Here is a 15179-nt window from a genome sequence, read left to right as displayed (position 1 = left end):
GCTTTCGCCGCTACGCCATGAAGTGCCCTTTCTGCAGTCACCCGGATACGCAAGTCGTGGAGACGCGCGAGTCCGAAGACGGGGGCTTCATCCGCCGCCGCCGCCGCTGCGGCGGCTGCGACAAGCGCTTCACGACCTATGAGCGGCCCGAAGTCAGCTTTCCGACCATCGTCAAGAAGGACGGCCGGCGCATCGAATACGAGCGCGCCAAGCTGCTGGGCTCGTTCCAGATCGCGCTGCGCAAGCGTCCTGTCAGCACCGAGCGCATCGACAAGGCCATAGACCGCATCGAGGACAGGCTGCTCAACGTGGGCACGCGCGAAATCGACTCCAGCCGCCTGGGCGAATTGGTAATGGAAGAGCTCAAGGGCATGGACAAGGTCGGCTACATCCGCTTTGCCAGCGTGTACCGCAGCTTCGAGGATGTGGACGACTTCAAGAGCATCATGGACGAGATGCGTGCGCCCAAGTAAGTGAGGACGCCGCGCTGGAAGCGGCCCCGTTACCAAAGGCATCGATGGCGACATCGGTGCCTTTTTTCATCTCCGCACGGCAGGCCCCGGACCCGCAATGAAAAAAGCCCGCGCTCCTTCGGGCGCGGGCTTTCCAGGCATGGCTGGCACTGGATCGCGATCAGAGCGCTCCGTCGCCCAGCACAATGCCCTCGCGCCGCGGATCGGCCCCGCCCTGCAGCATGGGTTTGCCGTCCTTGGTCACGCGCATGATGGTCGCCACGCCGCTCGACTGCGGGCTGTTGGACACCTTGTGTCCCTTGGCCTTGAGGCCGTCGATCAGGCCCGTGAGGTCCAGCGTGGTGTTGGAGCCGTCCACGTTCGTGGTCGGGCTGTTGCTGGCGCCGAAAACCACGAGCGACGTGGCCTGCTGCGCATCCAGCCCCCAGTCCAGCGCACCCACCACCGTCTTGAGCACGTACTGGATGATGTTGCCGCCGCCCGGCGAGCCCGTGGCCATCACGAACTCGCCCGGCTCGTTGCCCTTGAAGACCAGCGTCGGCGCCATGGTGCTGCGCGGGCGCTTGCCGGGAGCCACGCGATTGGCGATCGGCACGCCGCTTGCAGGGTCCGCCGGATCGGCTGAGAAGTCGGTGAGCTGGTTGGTCAGCAGAAAGCCGTCGACCATGTGGAACGAGCCCATGCTGGACTCGACCGTCGTCGTCATCGACACCGCATTGCCATAGGCATCGACCACCGACAGATGCGTGGTGCCATGCTCCACCGTCTTGTCCACGCCCAGCGGCACCGGACCAAGGTCGCCCGCCGTGGCCGTGCCCATGCTCTGATCCATGTTGATGAGGCTGGCGCGCTGCTTGAGGTAGTCCGTGTTGAGCATGGTGGCGACGCCGCTTCCAGGCAGCGGGATGAAATCGGTATCCGCCACATACTTGTCGCGGTCCGCGTAGGCCAGACGCTCGGCTTCCGAGACCAGGTGCACGCCCGTCACGCTCGGGATGCCGCCCTCGTTGGACGGGTTCGCAGGCCCGTACTGCGCCAGGTTGAACTGGCCCAGAATGCCCAGCGACTGCGCGATCGCGATGCCACCCGAAGAAGGCGGCGCCATGGTGCAGACGTGGTAGCTGCTGCGGTAGTTCACGCAGACCGGATCGCGCTTCTTGGCCTGGTAGCCGGCCAGATCGCCCAGGGTGATCAGGCCGGGGGTGATGGGCGTCCTGGCCGCATCGTCGCCCACCGACTGCGCCACCTTGGCCACGATGGCCTGCGCGATCTCGCCCGTATAGAGCGCATCGGCGCCCTTCTGCGCGATCGCCTTCAGCGTCTTCGCATAGGGCAGATTGGTCATGGTCTCGCCGGTGGCGCGCGGCGTTCCATCCGCGTGGAAATAAGTGGCCATGGCATTGGCGTCGAGCGCGAGGCTGGAAGCATTGCTCTTGATCGCATCGCCCAGGCGGCCGGGAATCCTGAAGCCGTCGGTCGACAGCTTGATGCCATAGTCGAACAGGCCGCTCCAGGCCAGCTTGCCGTGTTCCTTCTGCGCCATCTCCAGCATGCGCAGCACGCCGGGCACGCCGATGGAGCGGCCGCTGCGGCGGGCGGACGGCACGGGTTTGGGCGAGTTCGGGTCCGTCTGGTCCTGGCGCAGCAGGTAATAGCCGGTGGCCGCCGCAGGCGCAGTCTCGCGGCCGTCATAGGCCACGACCTTCCTGGTCTTGGCGTCGAAATACACCATGAACGCACTGCCGGCGATGGTGCTGGACTGCGGCTCCACCAGGCCCAGCACGGCCTGCATGGCCACCGCGGCATCGACGGCCGAGCCGCCGGCCTTGAGGATGTCGCAGCCGGCCTTGACGGCCAGCGGCGTATTGGCAACGGCCATGTAGCGGCTCGAATTCTTGGCCGTCAGCCCCAGCCGGTAGCCCGAAGCCGCCTCCGGCGCGGCGGGGTCGCCGGCCAGGCCGGAGCCGACGACGACCGAGGCACCGCCGCTGCCCTGTACCGTGCAGCTGTTGGGATTGTTGTCGACGATCAACGCCTGCTCGAGACCGCCGCTTTGCCCGTCCCCACCGCAGCTGGCCAGAAGAAATACCGCCAGCGTCAACGGCGCCAGCGGCCAGAGTTTTCTTGTGCGCATGCTTGCTTGCCTCCTTGTGTGCATGGTGTGCGGCGCGATGAAGCGCCCGAAGCCGGATGGCGTCCCGGACAGCCGTACGGCCCGGGCCGTGCATCCGGTACGGGGCGGCAGCCCGCTCCGCCCGGCGAGCAGGAAGGACGCCACCCGCCTGCCACTTTATCGGCAGGCGCCGGCAAGCCCGATGGTGTTTGGTCTCTTGCACGACAGATGGTTCTCATGCGTACCATCTTGCGGAGGCCGCGGCCACATCCGTGGAAGCGGTGCACAGGAATGCAGAAAAAGAAGCTGCCAGCGCCCGGAAAGCCTTGGCTTCAGGTGGTTTCATCACCAAAACCAAGGCATGCCAGGCGCTGGCAGCTTCGTTTTTGCTAGCAGCAGCTCAGCGGCTGGCGGATGCGGGAATCGGCAGCAGGCCCGAATCCACGTCTCCGCACTGGGCACGATGGCGCAGTACGTGGTCCATGACCACCAGGGCCAGCAGCGCCTCTGCAATGGGCGCGGCGCGGATGCCCACGCAGGGATCGTGGCGGCCCTTGGTGATGACCTCGGTGCTCTGGCCATGCACGTCGATGGATTCGCGTGGCGTGATGATGGAGCTGGTGGGCTTGACGGCGATGCGCACTTCCAGGTCCTGGCCCGTGCTGATGCCGCCCACGATGCCGCCCGCGTTGTTGCTGCGAAAGCCCTCGGGGCTCAGCGAATCGCCATGCGTGGTGCCACGCTGGGCCACGCTGTCGAAACCGGCGCCGATCTCCACGGCCTTGACCGCGTTCAGGCCCATCATGGCGTAGGCGATGTCGGCGTCCAGGCGGTCGTACAGCGGCTGGCCCAGGCCCACGGGCATGCCGCTGGCCTGGATGCGCAGCGCCGCGCCGCAGGAGTCGCCCGACTTGCGCAGCTGCTCCATGTATTCCTCGTAGCGGCTCACATCGGCCACGGGCGCGAAGAACGGGTTGTGGGGCACATGCTCCCAGCTCTCGAACGGGATGGCGAGCTCGCCCACCTGGGTCATGCAGGCGCGGAACTCGGTGCCGAACTTTTCCTTGAGCCACTTCTTGGCCACGGCGCCGGCGGCCACCGTGGGCGCCGTCAGGCGGGCCGAGGAGCGGCCGCCGCCGCGCGGATCGCGGATGCCGTATTTCTGGAAATAGGCATAGTCGGCATGGCCGGGGCGAAAGCTCTGGGCGATGTTGGAGTAATCCTTGCTGCGCTGGTCCGTGTTGCGGATCAAGAGCGCGATCGGCGTGCCCGTGGTCCTGCCCTCGTACACGCCCGAGAGGATTTCCACCGCGTCGGGCTCGTTGCGCTGGGTCACGAACTTGCTGGTGCCGGGGCGGCGGCGGTCCAGGTCGCGCTGGATGTCCGCCTCGCTCAGTTCCATGCCCGGGGGGCAGCCGTCAATCACGCAGCCGATGGCCGGGCCGTGGGATTCACCGAAATTCGTGACGCAAAAAAGGGTGCCAAAGGTATTGCCGCTCATAGACCGACGATTATGCCTGCGGCCTTTGCCGCGCGGCCGTGCGCGGGCGTCACAAGACTGCTGCGCAGCCATCGCGCATGCCGCAGGCCCGGCTCTGCGCTCTTCGGGCTACCAGCGCGGCGGCTGGCTGCCGGGCGGCATGGACGGATGGTCCCAGGCCACGGGCGTGCGCGAGAACTGCGCACAGTGGCGCACGGCCTGCAGCCGGCCGAAGCCGCTGTCCAGCGTTTCCAGGTATGGCGTGATATCGGGCCGCGCCGCATCCCAGTCCGGCTGCGCCACGCGCCCCAGGCTGCGCAGCCAGTGCGCCACCCCGGCCAGCGTGACGCGCACGCGCCAGCTGCCGCCCTCGGCGGCCTGCCTGAGCAGCGCCGCCTGCACGCCAAAGGCCAGCAGAAAGCCCGCGCCATAGTCCAGCGCCTGCATGGGCAGCACACGCGGCTTGGCCAGGGGATTGCCGGGCTCGCGTGCCTGCGCCTCGTCCACATTGATGCCGCTGGCCGTCTGCACGATGGAATCGAAGCCGCGCCGGCCTGCCCATGGCCCCTGCCAGCCATAGGCGCACAGCTCGGCCACCACCAGGCCCGGGCGCAGCTGCGCCAGCCGTTCGGCGCCAAAGCCCCGGGCCTGCAGGGCACCGGGCCGGTAGGCCTGCATGAAGACATGGGCCTGGGAAGCCAGCGCCTCCAGCGCCTGCCGGCCTTCTCCATCGTTCAGGTCCAGGTGCACGGAGCGCTTGCCCCGGCTGGTGTCGGCAATGGCTTCGATATTGGGCAGGCTGGGGCTGTTGACCAGCATGACATCGGCGCCGTAGGCAGCCAGCGTTCGCCCTGCCACCGGGCCGGCCAGGATGCGGGTCAGATCCAGCACCCTGATGCCCGCCAGCGGCCGCTGCTGCGCATCCAGCCCCGGCAGCTTGCGCGGCGGCGCGTCCCCCATGCGCTCCAGCGCCACCAGCGGCTGGGCGGCCACCACGGCATCCTGCCCCAGGGCCTGCCAAGCCGCATGGCTGCGCGAGGCCGCCACGGGCAACCCCTGCCCGGCCGCCCTGGCTTCGAAGTCCTGCGCACGCCAGTGCTGCAGCGCCTGCTCCACGGCCGCACGCGGCGTCTCGCTTCCAGCGGGCAAACCCAGCAGCGCCAGCGCACCGTCGCGGTGGTGGTCGAAGTTCGCATGGATGCGCACCCAGCCCGGCTCGCCCACGGCCGCGCCGCAGGCATATAGGCCCGAGATCGGCGCCCACAGCTGCGGCACCTGGCCGTCGAGCGTGAAAAAGCCGCTGCTCTCGAACGCCGCATGCTGGGCGTCGATGCCCACGGTCTGCGCCGGCAGGCCCGGCGTGCGCAGCGCGCCGATCTCGGTGGCCGCCAGCGCCGCCGCGCCCACGCTGGCCTGCACCACATCGGCCGCGGCAAAGCTGGAGGCAAAGCCGCGCGCCGCGCCCGTCAGCGCTGCGCGATCCAGGGCCCGCGCGTCCAGCCCGCACTGCGTCCAGAGGGCTGCCAGCGCGGCCGGTGCACGAGAGGCTGGGTTGGAGGAATCGTTTTCCATAGCTACCACCGCTTGTCCTTCAACGGCTTGAGGCCGATTTCATTCAAAAAACTGCAGCCCTGGCCCCAAACGACAGACCCCGCGGCTGCGGGGTCTGGGTGCATGGATTCAGTGCCGGGCCGGTTCCGGTGCCGTCACTCGGCGCCCTGGCGCTCGCCTTCAGGCCAGTCGCGGATATAGGCCTTGAGCATGCGGTTCTCGAAGTTCTGGCTGTCCACCACGGCCTTGGCCACGTCGTAGAGGCTGATCACGCCCATGAGCATGCGCTTGTCCATCACCGGCATGTAGCGCGCATGGCGGTCCAGCATCATGCGGCGCACCTCGTCCATGTCGGTTTCCAGCGTGCAGGTCATGGGCGCGTCGTCCATGGCCGAGCGCACGGTCATGTTGGCAATGCCGCCGGTCTTGACGAAGCCCTGGATCACTTCGCGGAAAGTCAGCATGCCCACCACGTCGCCATGCTCCATGACGACCAGCGAGCCAATGTCCTTGTCCGACATGACCTGCACGGCCGCAGCCAGGCTTTCGTCGGGCGACACCGTGTACAGCGTGTTGCCCTTGACGCGCAGGATGTCACTTACTTTCATTGCCGTTCTCCAATCTTCTCTGGGGTCTCCCGCCCGGCGCAGGCCCGGCTGTCGCCATGGCGGCCGCCGCGCGGCGCGGAAGTGATAGTGCGAGCACAAATATAGCCCACAATGCCCGCTGCAACCGACAACCATGGAGACCTTGCGATGCCCGGTTATTCCGATCCCGGCTTTGACACCCTGAGCCTGCACGCCGGCGCCCAGCCCGACCCGGCCACCGGGGCGCGGGCCGTGCCCATCCACCTGACGACCTCCTTCGTCTTCGAGTCCAGCGACCATGCGGCCAGCCTGTTCAACCTGGAGCGGCCCGGCCACGTCTACAGCCGCCTGAGCAACCCCACCAACGCCGTGCTGGAGCAGCGCGTGTCGGCGCTGGAAGGCGGCGTGGGCGCCATCGCCGTGGCCAGCGGCCAGGCGGCGCTGCACCTGTCCATCGCCACGCTGATGGGCGCGGGCAGCCACATCGTGGCCAGCACGGCGCTGTACGGCGGCAGCCAGAACCTGCTGCACTACACCCTGCGCCGCTTCGGCATCGAGACGACCTTCGTGCAACCCGGCGACATCGACGGCTGGCGCGCTGCCGTGCGCCCCAATACCAGGCTTTTCTTTGGCGAGACCGTGGGCAACCCCGGGCTGGATGTGCTGGACATTCCCACGGTCTCTTCAATAGCCCACGAGGCGGGTGTGCCGCTGCTGGTGGACTCCACCCTCACCTCGCCGTGGCTGATCAAGCCCTTCGAGCATGGCGCGGACCTGGTCTACCACTCGGCCACCAAGTTCCTGTCGGGCCATGGCACGGTGATCGGCGGCCTGGTGGTGGACGGCGGCAGCTTCGACTGGGAAAAAAGCGGCAAATTCCCTGAACTCACCGCGCCCTACGATGGCTTCCACAACATGGTGTTCAGCGAGGAAAGCACGGTGGGCGCCTTCCTGCTGCGCGCGCGCCGCGAGGGCCTGCGCGACTTCGGCGCCTGCATGAGCCCGCACACGGCCTGGCTGATCCTGCAAGGCATAGAAACGCTGCCGCTGCGCATGCAGCAGCACATGCGCAACACCGAGAAGGTGGTGCAGTTCCTGGCCAGCCACCCGCTGGTCAGCCGCGTGGGCCACCCCATGCTGGAGTCGCACCCCTCGCACGCGCTGGCCCAGAAGCTGCTGCCGCGCGGCGCGGGCTCGGTGTTCAGCTTCGACATCGCCGGCAACCGCAGCCAGGGCAAGAAGTTCATCGAGACGCTCAAGCTCTTCAGCCACCTGGCCAACGTGGGCGACTGCCGCTCGCTGGTCATCCACCCGGCCAGCACCACGCATTTCCGCATGAGCGACGAGGCGCTGGCCCAGGCCGGCATCGGTCAGGGCACGATCCGCCTGTCCATCGGCCTGGAGGATGCCGAAGATCTGATCGACGATCTGAAGCGCGCGCTCAAGGCCGCCGAGAAAGCGGCTTGAGGCAGGCTTCGCCCATGGCCGGCACCACAGCTTTCGACTGGCAGGCTTTCGAGCAGACCCTGTTCGATGCCTGGTGGCAGGACGCGCAGGGCTTTCTCGCGGCCCATCCCGCCGAACGCATTTACGCATTCGCGCTCGGCGGGCTGTACCGCGAGGAAGACGGGCCCATCTGCCTGCCCTGCCTTGCCGCGAATTCCGAGGCCGCCTATGCCGAGGACTTCGGCGGCGACGCGGACGGCAACCCGGACAGCCTCGACCACGTGCGCTTCCATCCGGCCGACTGGCGCTGGCCCGAGCTCGGCTCCGACACCACCTCGGCCAGGCTCCGGCAGGCCGAGCAGGCGCTGAACGCCGAAGCGACATCAGGCACCGTGGCGCACTGGCGTGCGACCGAGGCGCGCCTGCTCGGCGTGCTGGTGCGCGTGTGCAGGGCGCTCGCCCAGGCGCTCCAAAGCTCCCGCTGGCAAGCCCAGCTCACCGAGGACTTCATCTGCTGGCTCTCCACCCCGGATGACGGTGAAGAAGCGGACCTCGCGCGCCAATGCCTGGGCGACGAGGTTTTCGCACGCATCTTCCGTGGCAATGCCCAGCAGGAGGAGGAGCGGCGGCGCATTGCCGCACTGCCGCTGGATGACCGGATCCGCTACCACATCGCCTGCCTGCAGGGCATTCCCGATGCATCGCTGGGCCTGGACCGCGCGCACGCGCAGTCGCAGCGCGAGGCAGCGCAGACCGCGCTCTGGCACATCGGCGGCCTGCGAGCGGCCCATGCACTGCTGCCGCTGCTGGACAGGCCCATGCAGCAATGGCAGGCGGCCTTCATGCTCGCGCGGCTGGGCGTTGCCGATGGGCAGGTGATTGCGGCGCTGCGCATGCATGTGCTCCAGCCCGCCGGGAAACGCGAGCACGAGAACGGCCGCGACTGGTGCGCAGCCGCCCTGGGCGCACTCGGCGACAGCGACTGGCTGCTTCAGCAGCTGGACGCCGATCGCGCGGCCTTGCCTGTCCAGCGCATTGCCCACGGCATCGCCCATCCGTACCGGGCCTGGAACAGCCGTGAAGACACGGCCCTCATTGCGCTGGACTACGGGCCGCTCGAAGCGGCCCTGGCCCATCGCACCCAGGCGGTATCCATGCTGCAGGCGCTTGCCAGCGAGCTGGCGCCCGGGTCGGGCTACTGCAGGCTACGCGCGGGCGATGTGGCCGAGGCCGTGCGCGGCCTGCACTCGCCCCATGTGCTGGTGCGCATGCACGCCGCCGCCATCATGGGCGAGCGTGTGCTCGGCGACGCCGCAGCGCAACAGCTGCTGCCTGCGCTGGCCCATGCCATCACGCACGAGGCCGAGCTGCCCGTTCGCCGCCTTGCCATGTATTCGCTGCGGGACTGGAGACAGGACTGCGCGCCCTGGCGCGCCAGCATCGCGCAGGCGGCAGAGCGCGATGCCAGCGAGGAGATCCGCGGCATTGCCCGCGAGCTGCTGCGCCAGCTGCCCGAAAACAGGATGACCGCACCATGACCTTCGAGCCGATGACGATCCGCAGTTTCGAAACCGCCGACACGGAAGCCGTGGTCCGGCTCTGGAGCACATGCGGACTTACGCGCCCCTGGAACGATCCCTACAAGGATATCGAGCGCAAGCGCACCGTGCAGCCCGAGATGTTCCTCGTCGGCACCGGCGCGGAGGGGGCCATCATCGCAAGCGCCATGTTCGGCTACGAGGGCCATCGCGGCTGGGTGAACTATCTGGCCGTGCATCCCGACCATGAACGCCGCGGCCATGCCCGCGCGCTCATGCAGCGCGGCGAAGCCATGCTCGTCGAGCGCGGTTGCCCCAAGCTCAACCTCCAGGTGCGCAGCGGCAACGATGCCGTCATCGCGTTCTACCAGCGCCTCGGCTATGCGGACGACCACACGGTATCGCTGGGCAAGCGGCTGATTCCCGATCCGCCGCGCCAGGCGCTGCCATCCACGCATTCCCCATCCATTCTTTAGGAGACCCGCGCATGCACATCGACGTCCATGGCGCCCAGATCTATGCCTATACCGGCGGCAAGTCTTTCGATGCCGCCAAGCCCACGGCCATCTTCATCCACGGCGTGCTGTGCGACCACAGCGTCTGGGCGCTGCAAAGCCGCTACATGGCCAACCACGGCTGGAACGTGCTGGCCATCGACCTGCCCGGCCATTGCAGAAGCGGTGGCGAGGCGCCCAGGTCCGTCGAGGACGCAGCCGCCTTCATCGGCCGGCTGATGGATGCGGCAGGCCTGGAAAAAGCCGCGCTGGTCGGCCACAGCTGGGGCAGTCTGATCGCGATGGAAGCCGCCGCGCGGCTCAGGCAGCGCATCAGTCACCTGGTGCTGGTGGGCACGGCCTTTCCGATGAAGGTCTCGCCCGCCCTGCTCGATTCGGCGCTGAACACGCCCGAAAAGGCCATTGCCATGGTCAACACCTTCTCGCGCGCCACGCTGTCGCCGCCGGGCGGCGCGGGCAGCTGGGTCTATGGCGCGGGCATGGCCCTGGGCCGGCGCGTGCTGGCCAGCAATGCCGGCACCAATTTGCTGCATGCCGGCTTCGTGGCCTGCGACCGCTATGCGGGCGGCGAAGCCGCCATGGCCGGGATCACGGCGCCCGTGCTGTTCGTGCTGGGCGAGCAGGACCAGATGACCTCGCCCCGGGCCGCCAGGGGGCTGGTCGATGCAGCGCAGGCCGCGGGCAGGCAGGTCAAGGTGCAGATGATTCCCAACGGCCACAACCAGATGACGGAATCGCCCGACGAGACCCTGTTCGCGATTCGCGATTTCCTCGCGCGCTGAGGCCTTATGCTCGGCGCATGACCGATGCTTTTCTGCCCTGCAGCCGACTGCCCCGAGCCTGTGCCGGCTGGAGCGCCATCGCGCTGACCGGCCTCACGCCCCGGCGCAGGCTGGATCTTGCGGACAAGAGGGCGGACTGTAAAGAGGCGCTGGCGGCCCTTGGGCGCTTCGCGGCGAGCCCCGGCTATGCACGGCCCATGGACATGCGGGCTGACGCCGCACTGGACAATTACCACCAGTGGCAGGAAGCCGGGCAGCAGGCCTGCCGGCTGCTGATCTACGGCCTGGACCTGGGGCTGGACGGCGCAGTGCTGCGCCCCATCTACCTGGAAACCGTGGCCTTGTGGAAGGATGCCGCCGCCGTGGCCGGCCATGCCCGCGCCAGTATGGCGCAATACGGGCAGGACGATGGCGTGGCCCCGCCGATTGCCACGATTGCCACGCGCGGCAGCGGCTATCCCTATGCCGTCATCCTGCTGGCCCTGGCCTCGCTGCTCGATGCCCAGGACGAGGTGCCGGCCATCGTGGAGCAAGTGCTGGCCTTCGATACCGACCGGCTGCTCGACTATCTGAGCGCCGGCGCCATCGAGCTGCACGCCGTCAACGAGACACTGTTCCACAAGCGGCCCTACGGCGCACTGCTGCCGTTCTTCGAGCAGCTCGATGCCGCCCTGCCCGGCCCGCTGGTTCCCTACCTGAAGGCCCAGTACGAAGAGTTCCACCGACTCTCGCCCAGGCAGCAGAAAAAAGGCGGGCCCTGGCTGGGCACCTATTACTGGGCACTGGAGGTCGCCGCGCTGTCCGTGCTGTACGGCTGGGACGATACGGCGCTGCGCGCCTCGCCTTGCTATCCGGCCGACCTGGTGGACTTTGCCCGGGTGCGTGCCACCGCCTGAAACAACCAAGGAAACTCTGGATGCCTTCTTCCACGACGAACAACGAAATACGCCTGATCGACTGCAACGAGGCCGAACACGCCGCACCCATCCTCGACATCCTGAACGAAGCCATCGTCAACTCGACGGCGCTGTACGACTACGTGCCCCGACCTCCGCAGGCCATGCAGGCCTGGTTCGCCACCAAGCGCGCGGGCGGTTTTCCCGTGGTCGGCGCCGTCGATGCCTCGGGCACGCTGCTGGGCTTTGCCAGCTGGGGCGCATTCCGCGCCTTTCCGGCCTACAAGTACACGGTGGAACACAGCGTCTATGTGCACCACACGCAGCGCGGGCGAGGCCTGGGCAAGCTGCTGATGCAGGAGCTGATCCGCCGCGCGCGCCAGGCCCAGGTCCATGTGCTGGTGGCCTGCATCGATGCCTCCAACGGCGCCAGCATCGACCTGCACCAGCGGCTGGGCTTCACCCATTCGGGCACTTTTCCCCAGGCCGGCTTCAAGTTCGGGCGCTGGCTGGACGTGGCCTTCTACCAGCTCACGCTGGAGACGCCGCTGCACCCCGTGGACGGCTGAACGCCGGGGGGCATTGCTGCCAGCAGGTCCGTGCGCCGGAGCGGCGCAGGCCGTCCCGGCCTCAAAGCGCGGCCAGAAAGCGCGCGATGCGCTCCGTGATGCGCCCGGGCAATTCGCGGTGCGGCACATGGCCGCCGCCGGCGATGATCTCGGTCTCCACCGGCCCCGCCGCCCACTGCCGGATGTTCTCGGGATGCACCAGCGAGCCGAATTCGTCGCGCTCGCCATGGATGGCCAGCACCGGGCAATGCACGCGGGCCAAGGCCTGGTCCAGCCGGTAACCCGCAAACTCGGGCGAGAGCCAGCTATCCACCCAGGCCGACAGCACCCAGGCCGCCTTGTCGCCGTGGTAGCGGGCCAGGCGCTGCAGCTGGCCCGGCTTGGCAAAATCGTCGCGCGCCGCGCGGATGCCCTGCAGCGTGCGGTCCTCCACAAAGGTCTGGGCCGATTCGGTGACCAGGGCCTGGCACTGCGTCCCATAGGCAGCCGCCACCATGGCGGCCATGCCGCCGCCCACGCTGTGGCCCAGCGCGACAAAGGCATCAAGCCCCAGCGCCCGTTGCACCGGGGCGAAGCCGGCCTGCACCTCCTGCGCCACGAAGTCGGCGGCCAGCCGGCCGGGGTGGGGATCCGACCGGCCAAAGCCCAGCCGGTCATAGGCGATCACGTCGCGCCCCGTGGCGGCGGCCAGCTGCTCGGGGAACTCGCGCCACAGCGCCACGCTGCCCAGCGAATCGTGCAGCAGCACGACGGGCGCGCGGCCGCCTGCGCCATCCGCATGCCAGCGCCTGGCATACAGGCGGCCGGCGGGCGTGGGCACCAGGGCTTCGCTGGTGGCGCAAGAAGGGATGGCGGGCGGATTCATGGTGGACGAACCTCGGGCATGAAAGGCGGGCGGGCTGGCTGCACCGCCCTGCATGGGACAAGCCTAAAGGCTGCAGGCCGCCTGCGGCTGCCGCCATGGCGACGCTGGCAGCATTTGCCGCGCCGCCGTCCCATTTTGCGCAAGGCCGCCAGCCCTTCCCTGTCTTGAGTCTTGGCGGTTTCCCGCTGGCCGGCGGCAGCTGCAGGGCGTATAAAAGCCATGGGTGCGCCCTTGCCGCGCGCCCTGCATGCATCCGGGCCGGCACGCCCGCTCCCGCGATGCGCCGGCGGCAACTCCAAAACACTCCAGGCCGCGCCATCTTGCAAAGGATTTGCCATGTCCCGCACCTCCGACCCTGGAGTCCATGGCGCAGCCACTCCGGTGGACCCGCGCCAGTTCAAGAGCTTTGCCGAGTTCTACCCCTTCTATCTGCGCGAGCACAGCAACGCCATGTGCCGGCGCCTGCATTTCGTGGGCACCTCGCTGTCGCTGCTGTTCCTGATCGGCTTGGTGGTGACCGGCCACCTCTGGTATCTGATCGCTGGCCTGGCCTGCGGCTACGGTTTTGCCTGGGTCGGCCATTTCGCCTTCGAGAAGAACCGGCCGGCCAGCTTCAAGCGCCCGCTCTACAGCTTCATCGGCGACTGGATGATGTGGCGCGACATTCTGCTGGGTCGCATCTCTCTGCACTGATTCCTTAACGATTTTCGTAGCAGGCAGCACTTGCCATGGTCCGATTTCAGGCGATAAACCGCCTGAAAACCTTGCTCCACATGCGCAAGCCGCTATGCGTCCAGGAGCTCAAAGCAAGTCCGCCAGCGTCATCTGCGAAAGCTGGGCCCGCTGCCACAGCGGCGCCACGGCGTCCGACGGCGCCAGCAGCAGGGCCTGCACCAGGGGCGCCACAGAGGTGGCGCGCGGATCGACCAGCAGCACATAGCGCGGCTCGGTGCTCTCCAGCGATGCCTGGGCGCCCGGCGGCTGCACGGCTCCCACCCAGTCCAGCTGCGCCAGCGCCTCCAGCACGGGCAGGATCTGCGCGGGCTCCATGCGCAGGCGGCGCGCCAGCTGCCACAGGTACAGGCCCTTGTGCGGCAGCTCGCGCTCCCGGGCCAGGCATTGCAGGATTTCCACGGCCAACTCGAACTGCCAGCCCTGGTGGCCGCCGAGCCGCTCCACACCGGCCAGCACCGTGGGCAGATAGGCGGTGACCAGCGCGCCGAGCAGCACGATGCACCAGGCCACGTACATCCAGATCAGCAAAATGGGCAAGGTGGCAAAGGCGCCGTAGATCACCGAATACGTGGGTACCGAGGTCAGGTAGACGCCAAGGACCTTCTTGGCCAGCTCCATGCAGACCGAGACGAAGATGCCGCCCACCCAGGCATGGCGCCAGCGCACCGGCGTGTTGGGCACGTAGTGGTACAGGCCGGCCATGCCCGCGGCCAGAACCATGAACTCGATGGAGTCGAACACGAAGCGCAGGCTCTCGGGCAGGGCATTGACCAATCCCCTGGATGCCGACATCACATATGACGACAGCACCAGGCTCAGCCCCAGCACCAGCGGCCCCAGCGTGATCGCGGCCCAGTAGATCAGCACGCGCTGGCCCAGCGGCCGCAGCTGGCGCACGCGCCAGATGTTGTTGAGCGTGCGGTCTATGGTCAGTATCAGCGCCACGGCCGTGACCATCAGGATCGAAAAGCCCACCAGCCCCAGCCGGCTGGCCTTGGAGGCGAACTGCGTGAGGTAGCCCAGCACCTGGCGCGCGATGGTCTCGGGGATCAGGCTGTCCACCAGCCAGCGCTCCAGCACCTGCTGCACCTTGCCGAAAATCGGAAACGCCGTGAACAGGGCTAGCGCCACCGTGAAGAACGGCACCAGCGCCAGCAGCGTGGTGAAGGTCAGGCTGCTGGCCGTCACGCCCAGTCGGTCCTCGCGGAAACGCGCGCTCAGCACATGCCAGGTATTGGCCCACGGAAAGGTGCGCAGGCGCTGGTGGATGCGCCGGCCGCGGCGGTGCACATAGGCCTTGACCTCCTCGGCGGACACCGGCTTCAGCGCAATGCACGGCAGCAGGCGGGGCACCATCTGCGCATAGCGCTGCCTGGCGGGGCGCGTGAAGCGCCCGATTCTTTCCTGCAGGGGCTCCGCTGCCGGTCCCGGTGTTGCCTGCTGTGCCTGCTGTGCCGGCTCCTGCGGTTGCGGTGCCGCAGCCGCATAGGGCGAAGGGCTGGCAAAGGAGCCGGCAGCCGGCGCCTGTTCGGCCCCCAGCTGCAGCTCCTGCTGGGCAGAGGCGCCGGGCTCGGCCGCAGCCGCCGGTACGGGGCGGGCCGCAGCGGCCGTGCGGGCGGCCGTGCAGCC

Annotated in this window: 14 protein-coding genes; 8 read left to right on the top strand and 6 right to left on the bottom strand. The window is 68.2% G+C overall.

Going from position 1 to position 15179, the window contains the following annotated elements; all coding sequences use genetic code 11:
- Positions 1-17 precede the first annotated feature (17 nt).
- Entirely contained in the window at positions 18-473 is a 456-nt protein-coding gene (nrdR, locus tag V8Z74_RS04530) for a transcriptional regulator NrdR (RefSeq protein WP_066471358.1), read from the top strand.
- Between the two features lie 160 nt (positions 474-633).
- On the opposite strand, the gene ggt is transcribed toward nrdR, so the two are convergent.
- From ggt to V8Z74_RS04510, 4 genes are all read right to left on the bottom strand, one after another.
- Positions 634-2607 carry a gamma-glutamyltransferase gene (ggt, locus tag V8Z74_RS04525; RefSeq protein ID WP_349708200.1) on the bottom strand — a complete coding sequence of 658 codons (1974 nt, stop codon included), beginning with the start codon at positions 2605-2607 and terminating at the stop codon, positions 634-636.
- A gap of 379 nt (positions 2608-2986) precedes the next feature.
- Positions 2987-4087 (bottom strand): chorismate synthase, encoded by a 1101-nt coding sequence (gene aroC, locus V8Z74_RS04520; protein WP_349708199.1) that lies wholly within the window; start codon positions 4085-4087, stop codon positions 2987-2989.
- A 108-nt stretch (positions 4088-4195) separates the two neighbouring features.
- The gene (locus V8Z74_RS04515; RefSeq protein ID WP_349708197.1) at positions 4196-5638 is read right to left on the bottom strand and encodes a CoA transferase; all 1443 of its coding nucleotides are present in this window, start codon (positions 5636-5638) and stop codon (positions 4196-4198) included.
- Between the two features lie 134 nt (positions 5639-5772).
- A complete protein-coding gene (locus V8Z74_RS04510) occupies positions 5773-6225 on the bottom strand; it encodes a CBS domain-containing protein (protein ID WP_066471370.1) in 453 nt (150 codons plus the stop codon).
- Between the two features lie 147 nt (positions 6226-6372).
- On the opposite strand from V8Z74_RS04510, the gene V8Z74_RS04505 reads away from it, so the two are divergent.
- The 6 genes from V8Z74_RS04505 to V8Z74_RS04480 are packed head-to-tail and all read left to right on the top strand — an operon-like array spanning position 6373 to position 11950.
- Complete coding sequence (locus V8Z74_RS04505; RefSeq protein WP_349708196.1) at positions 6373-7671, top strand: O-acetylhomoserine aminocarboxypropyltransferase; 1299 nt, start codon at positions 6373-6375, stop codon at positions 7669-7671.
- Positions 7672-7685: 14 nt separating this feature from the next.
- Positions 7686-9188 (top strand): DUF4303 domain-containing protein, encoded by a 1503-nt coding sequence (locus V8Z74_RS04500; protein ID WP_349708195.1) that lies wholly within the window; start codon positions 7686-7688, stop codon positions 9186-9188.
- A complete protein-coding gene (locus V8Z74_RS04495) occupies positions 9185-9664 on the top strand; it encodes a GNAT family acetyltransferase (RefSeq protein WP_349708194.1) in 480 nt (159 codons plus the stop codon). Before V8Z74_RS04500 ends, V8Z74_RS04495 begins: the two co-directional genes overlap by 4 nt.
- Before the next feature lie 11 nt (positions 9665-9675).
- A complete protein-coding gene (locus tag V8Z74_RS04490; protein ID WP_349708192.1) occupies positions 9676-10485 on the top strand; it encodes an alpha/beta fold hydrolase in 810 nt (269 codons plus the stop codon).
- 17 nt (positions 10486-10502) lie between these two features.
- Positions 10503-11381: a PoNe immunity protein domain-containing protein gene (locus V8Z74_RS04485; RefSeq protein ID WP_349708191.1), complete on the top strand. Its 879-nt coding sequence runs from the start codon at positions 10503-10505 to the stop codon at positions 11379-11381.
- Positions 11382-11401: 20 nt separating this feature from the next.
- Positions 11402-11950 carry a GNAT family N-acetyltransferase gene (locus V8Z74_RS04480; protein WP_066471390.1) on the top strand — a complete coding sequence of 183 codons (549 nt, stop codon included), beginning with the start codon at positions 11402-11404 and terminating at the stop codon, positions 11948-11950.
- 61 nt (positions 11951-12011) lie between these two features.
- Here the strand turns inward: V8Z74_RS04480 and V8Z74_RS04475 are convergent, their stop codons facing one another.
- A complete protein-coding gene (locus V8Z74_RS04475; RefSeq protein WP_349708190.1) occupies positions 12012-12815 on the bottom strand; it encodes an alpha/beta fold hydrolase in 804 nt (267 codons plus the stop codon).
- 336 nt (positions 12816-13151) lie between these two features.
- Here V8Z74_RS04475 and V8Z74_RS04470 point away from each other — a divergent pair, with 336 nt between their 5' ends.
- Positions 13152-13508 (top strand): Mpo1-like protein, encoded by a 357-nt coding sequence (locus V8Z74_RS04470; RefSeq protein ID WP_349708189.1) that lies wholly within the window; start codon positions 13152-13154, stop codon positions 13506-13508.
- Positions 13509-13616: 108 nt separating this feature from the next.
- On the opposite strand, the gene V8Z74_RS04465 is transcribed toward V8Z74_RS04470, so the two are convergent.
- The gene (locus V8Z74_RS04465; protein WP_502879456.1) at positions 13617-14882 is read right to left on the bottom strand and encodes a YihY family inner membrane protein; all 1266 of its coding nucleotides are present in this window, start codon (positions 14880-14882) and stop codon (positions 13617-13619) included.
- Between the last annotated feature and the right edge of the window lie 297 nt (positions 14883-15179).

It is taken from the genome of Comamonas sp. w2-DMI (assembly GCF_040187735.1).
In the GTDB taxonomy this organism is placed as follows: Bacteria; Pseudomonadota; Gammaproteobacteria; order Burkholderiales; family Burkholderiaceae_C; genus Comamonas; species Comamonas terrae.
Note: the sequence above shows the minus strand (reverse complement) of the source record. Positions and strands in the feature narration are given on the sequence as shown.

Coding starts and splice junctions, on each gene's coding strand:
- nrdR (WP_066471358.1), top strand. CDS start 18: ATGAAGTGCCCTTTCTGCAGTCACCCGGATACGCAAGTCGTGGAGACG.
- ggt (WP_349708200.1), bottom strand. CDS start 2,607: ATGCGCACAAGAAAACTCTGGCCGCTGGCGCCGTTGACGCTGGCGGTA.
- aroC (WP_349708199.1), bottom strand. CDS start 4,087: ATGAGCGGCAATACCTTTGGCACCCTTTTTTGCGTCACGAATTTCGGT.
- V8Z74_RS04515 (WP_349708197.1), bottom strand. CDS start 5,638: ATGGAAAACGATTCCTCCAACCCAGCCTCTCGTGCACCGGCCGCGCTG.
- V8Z74_RS04510 (WP_066471370.1), bottom strand. CDS start 6,225: ATGAAAGTAAGTGACATCCTGCGCGTCAAGGGCAACACGCTGTACACG.
- V8Z74_RS04505 (WP_349708196.1), top strand. CDS start 6,373: ATGCCCGGTTATTCCGATCCCGGCTTTGACACCCTGAGCCTGCACGCC.
- V8Z74_RS04500 (WP_349708195.1), top strand. CDS start 7,686: ATGGCCGGCACCACAGCTTTCGACTGGCAGGCTTTCGAGCAGACCCTG.
- V8Z74_RS04495 (WP_349708194.1), top strand. CDS start 9,185: ATGACCTTCGAGCCGATGACGATCCGCAGTTTCGAAACCGCCGACACG.
- V8Z74_RS04490 (WP_349708192.1), top strand. CDS start 9,676: ATGCACATCGACGTCCATGGCGCCCAGATCTATGCCTATACCGGCGGC.
- V8Z74_RS04485 (WP_349708191.1), top strand. CDS start 10,503: ATGACCGATGCTTTTCTGCCCTGCAGCCGACTGCCCCGAGCCTGTGCC.
- V8Z74_RS04480 (WP_066471390.1), top strand. CDS start 11,402: ATGCCTTCTTCCACGACGAACAACGAAATACGCCTGATCGACTGCAAC.
- V8Z74_RS04475 (WP_349708190.1), bottom strand. CDS start 12,815: ATGAATCCGCCCGCCATCCCTTCTTGCGCCACCAGCGAAGCCCTGGTG.
- V8Z74_RS04470 (WP_349708189.1), top strand. CDS start 13,152: ATGTCCCGCACCTCCGACCCTGGAGTCCATGGCGCAGCCACTCCGGTG.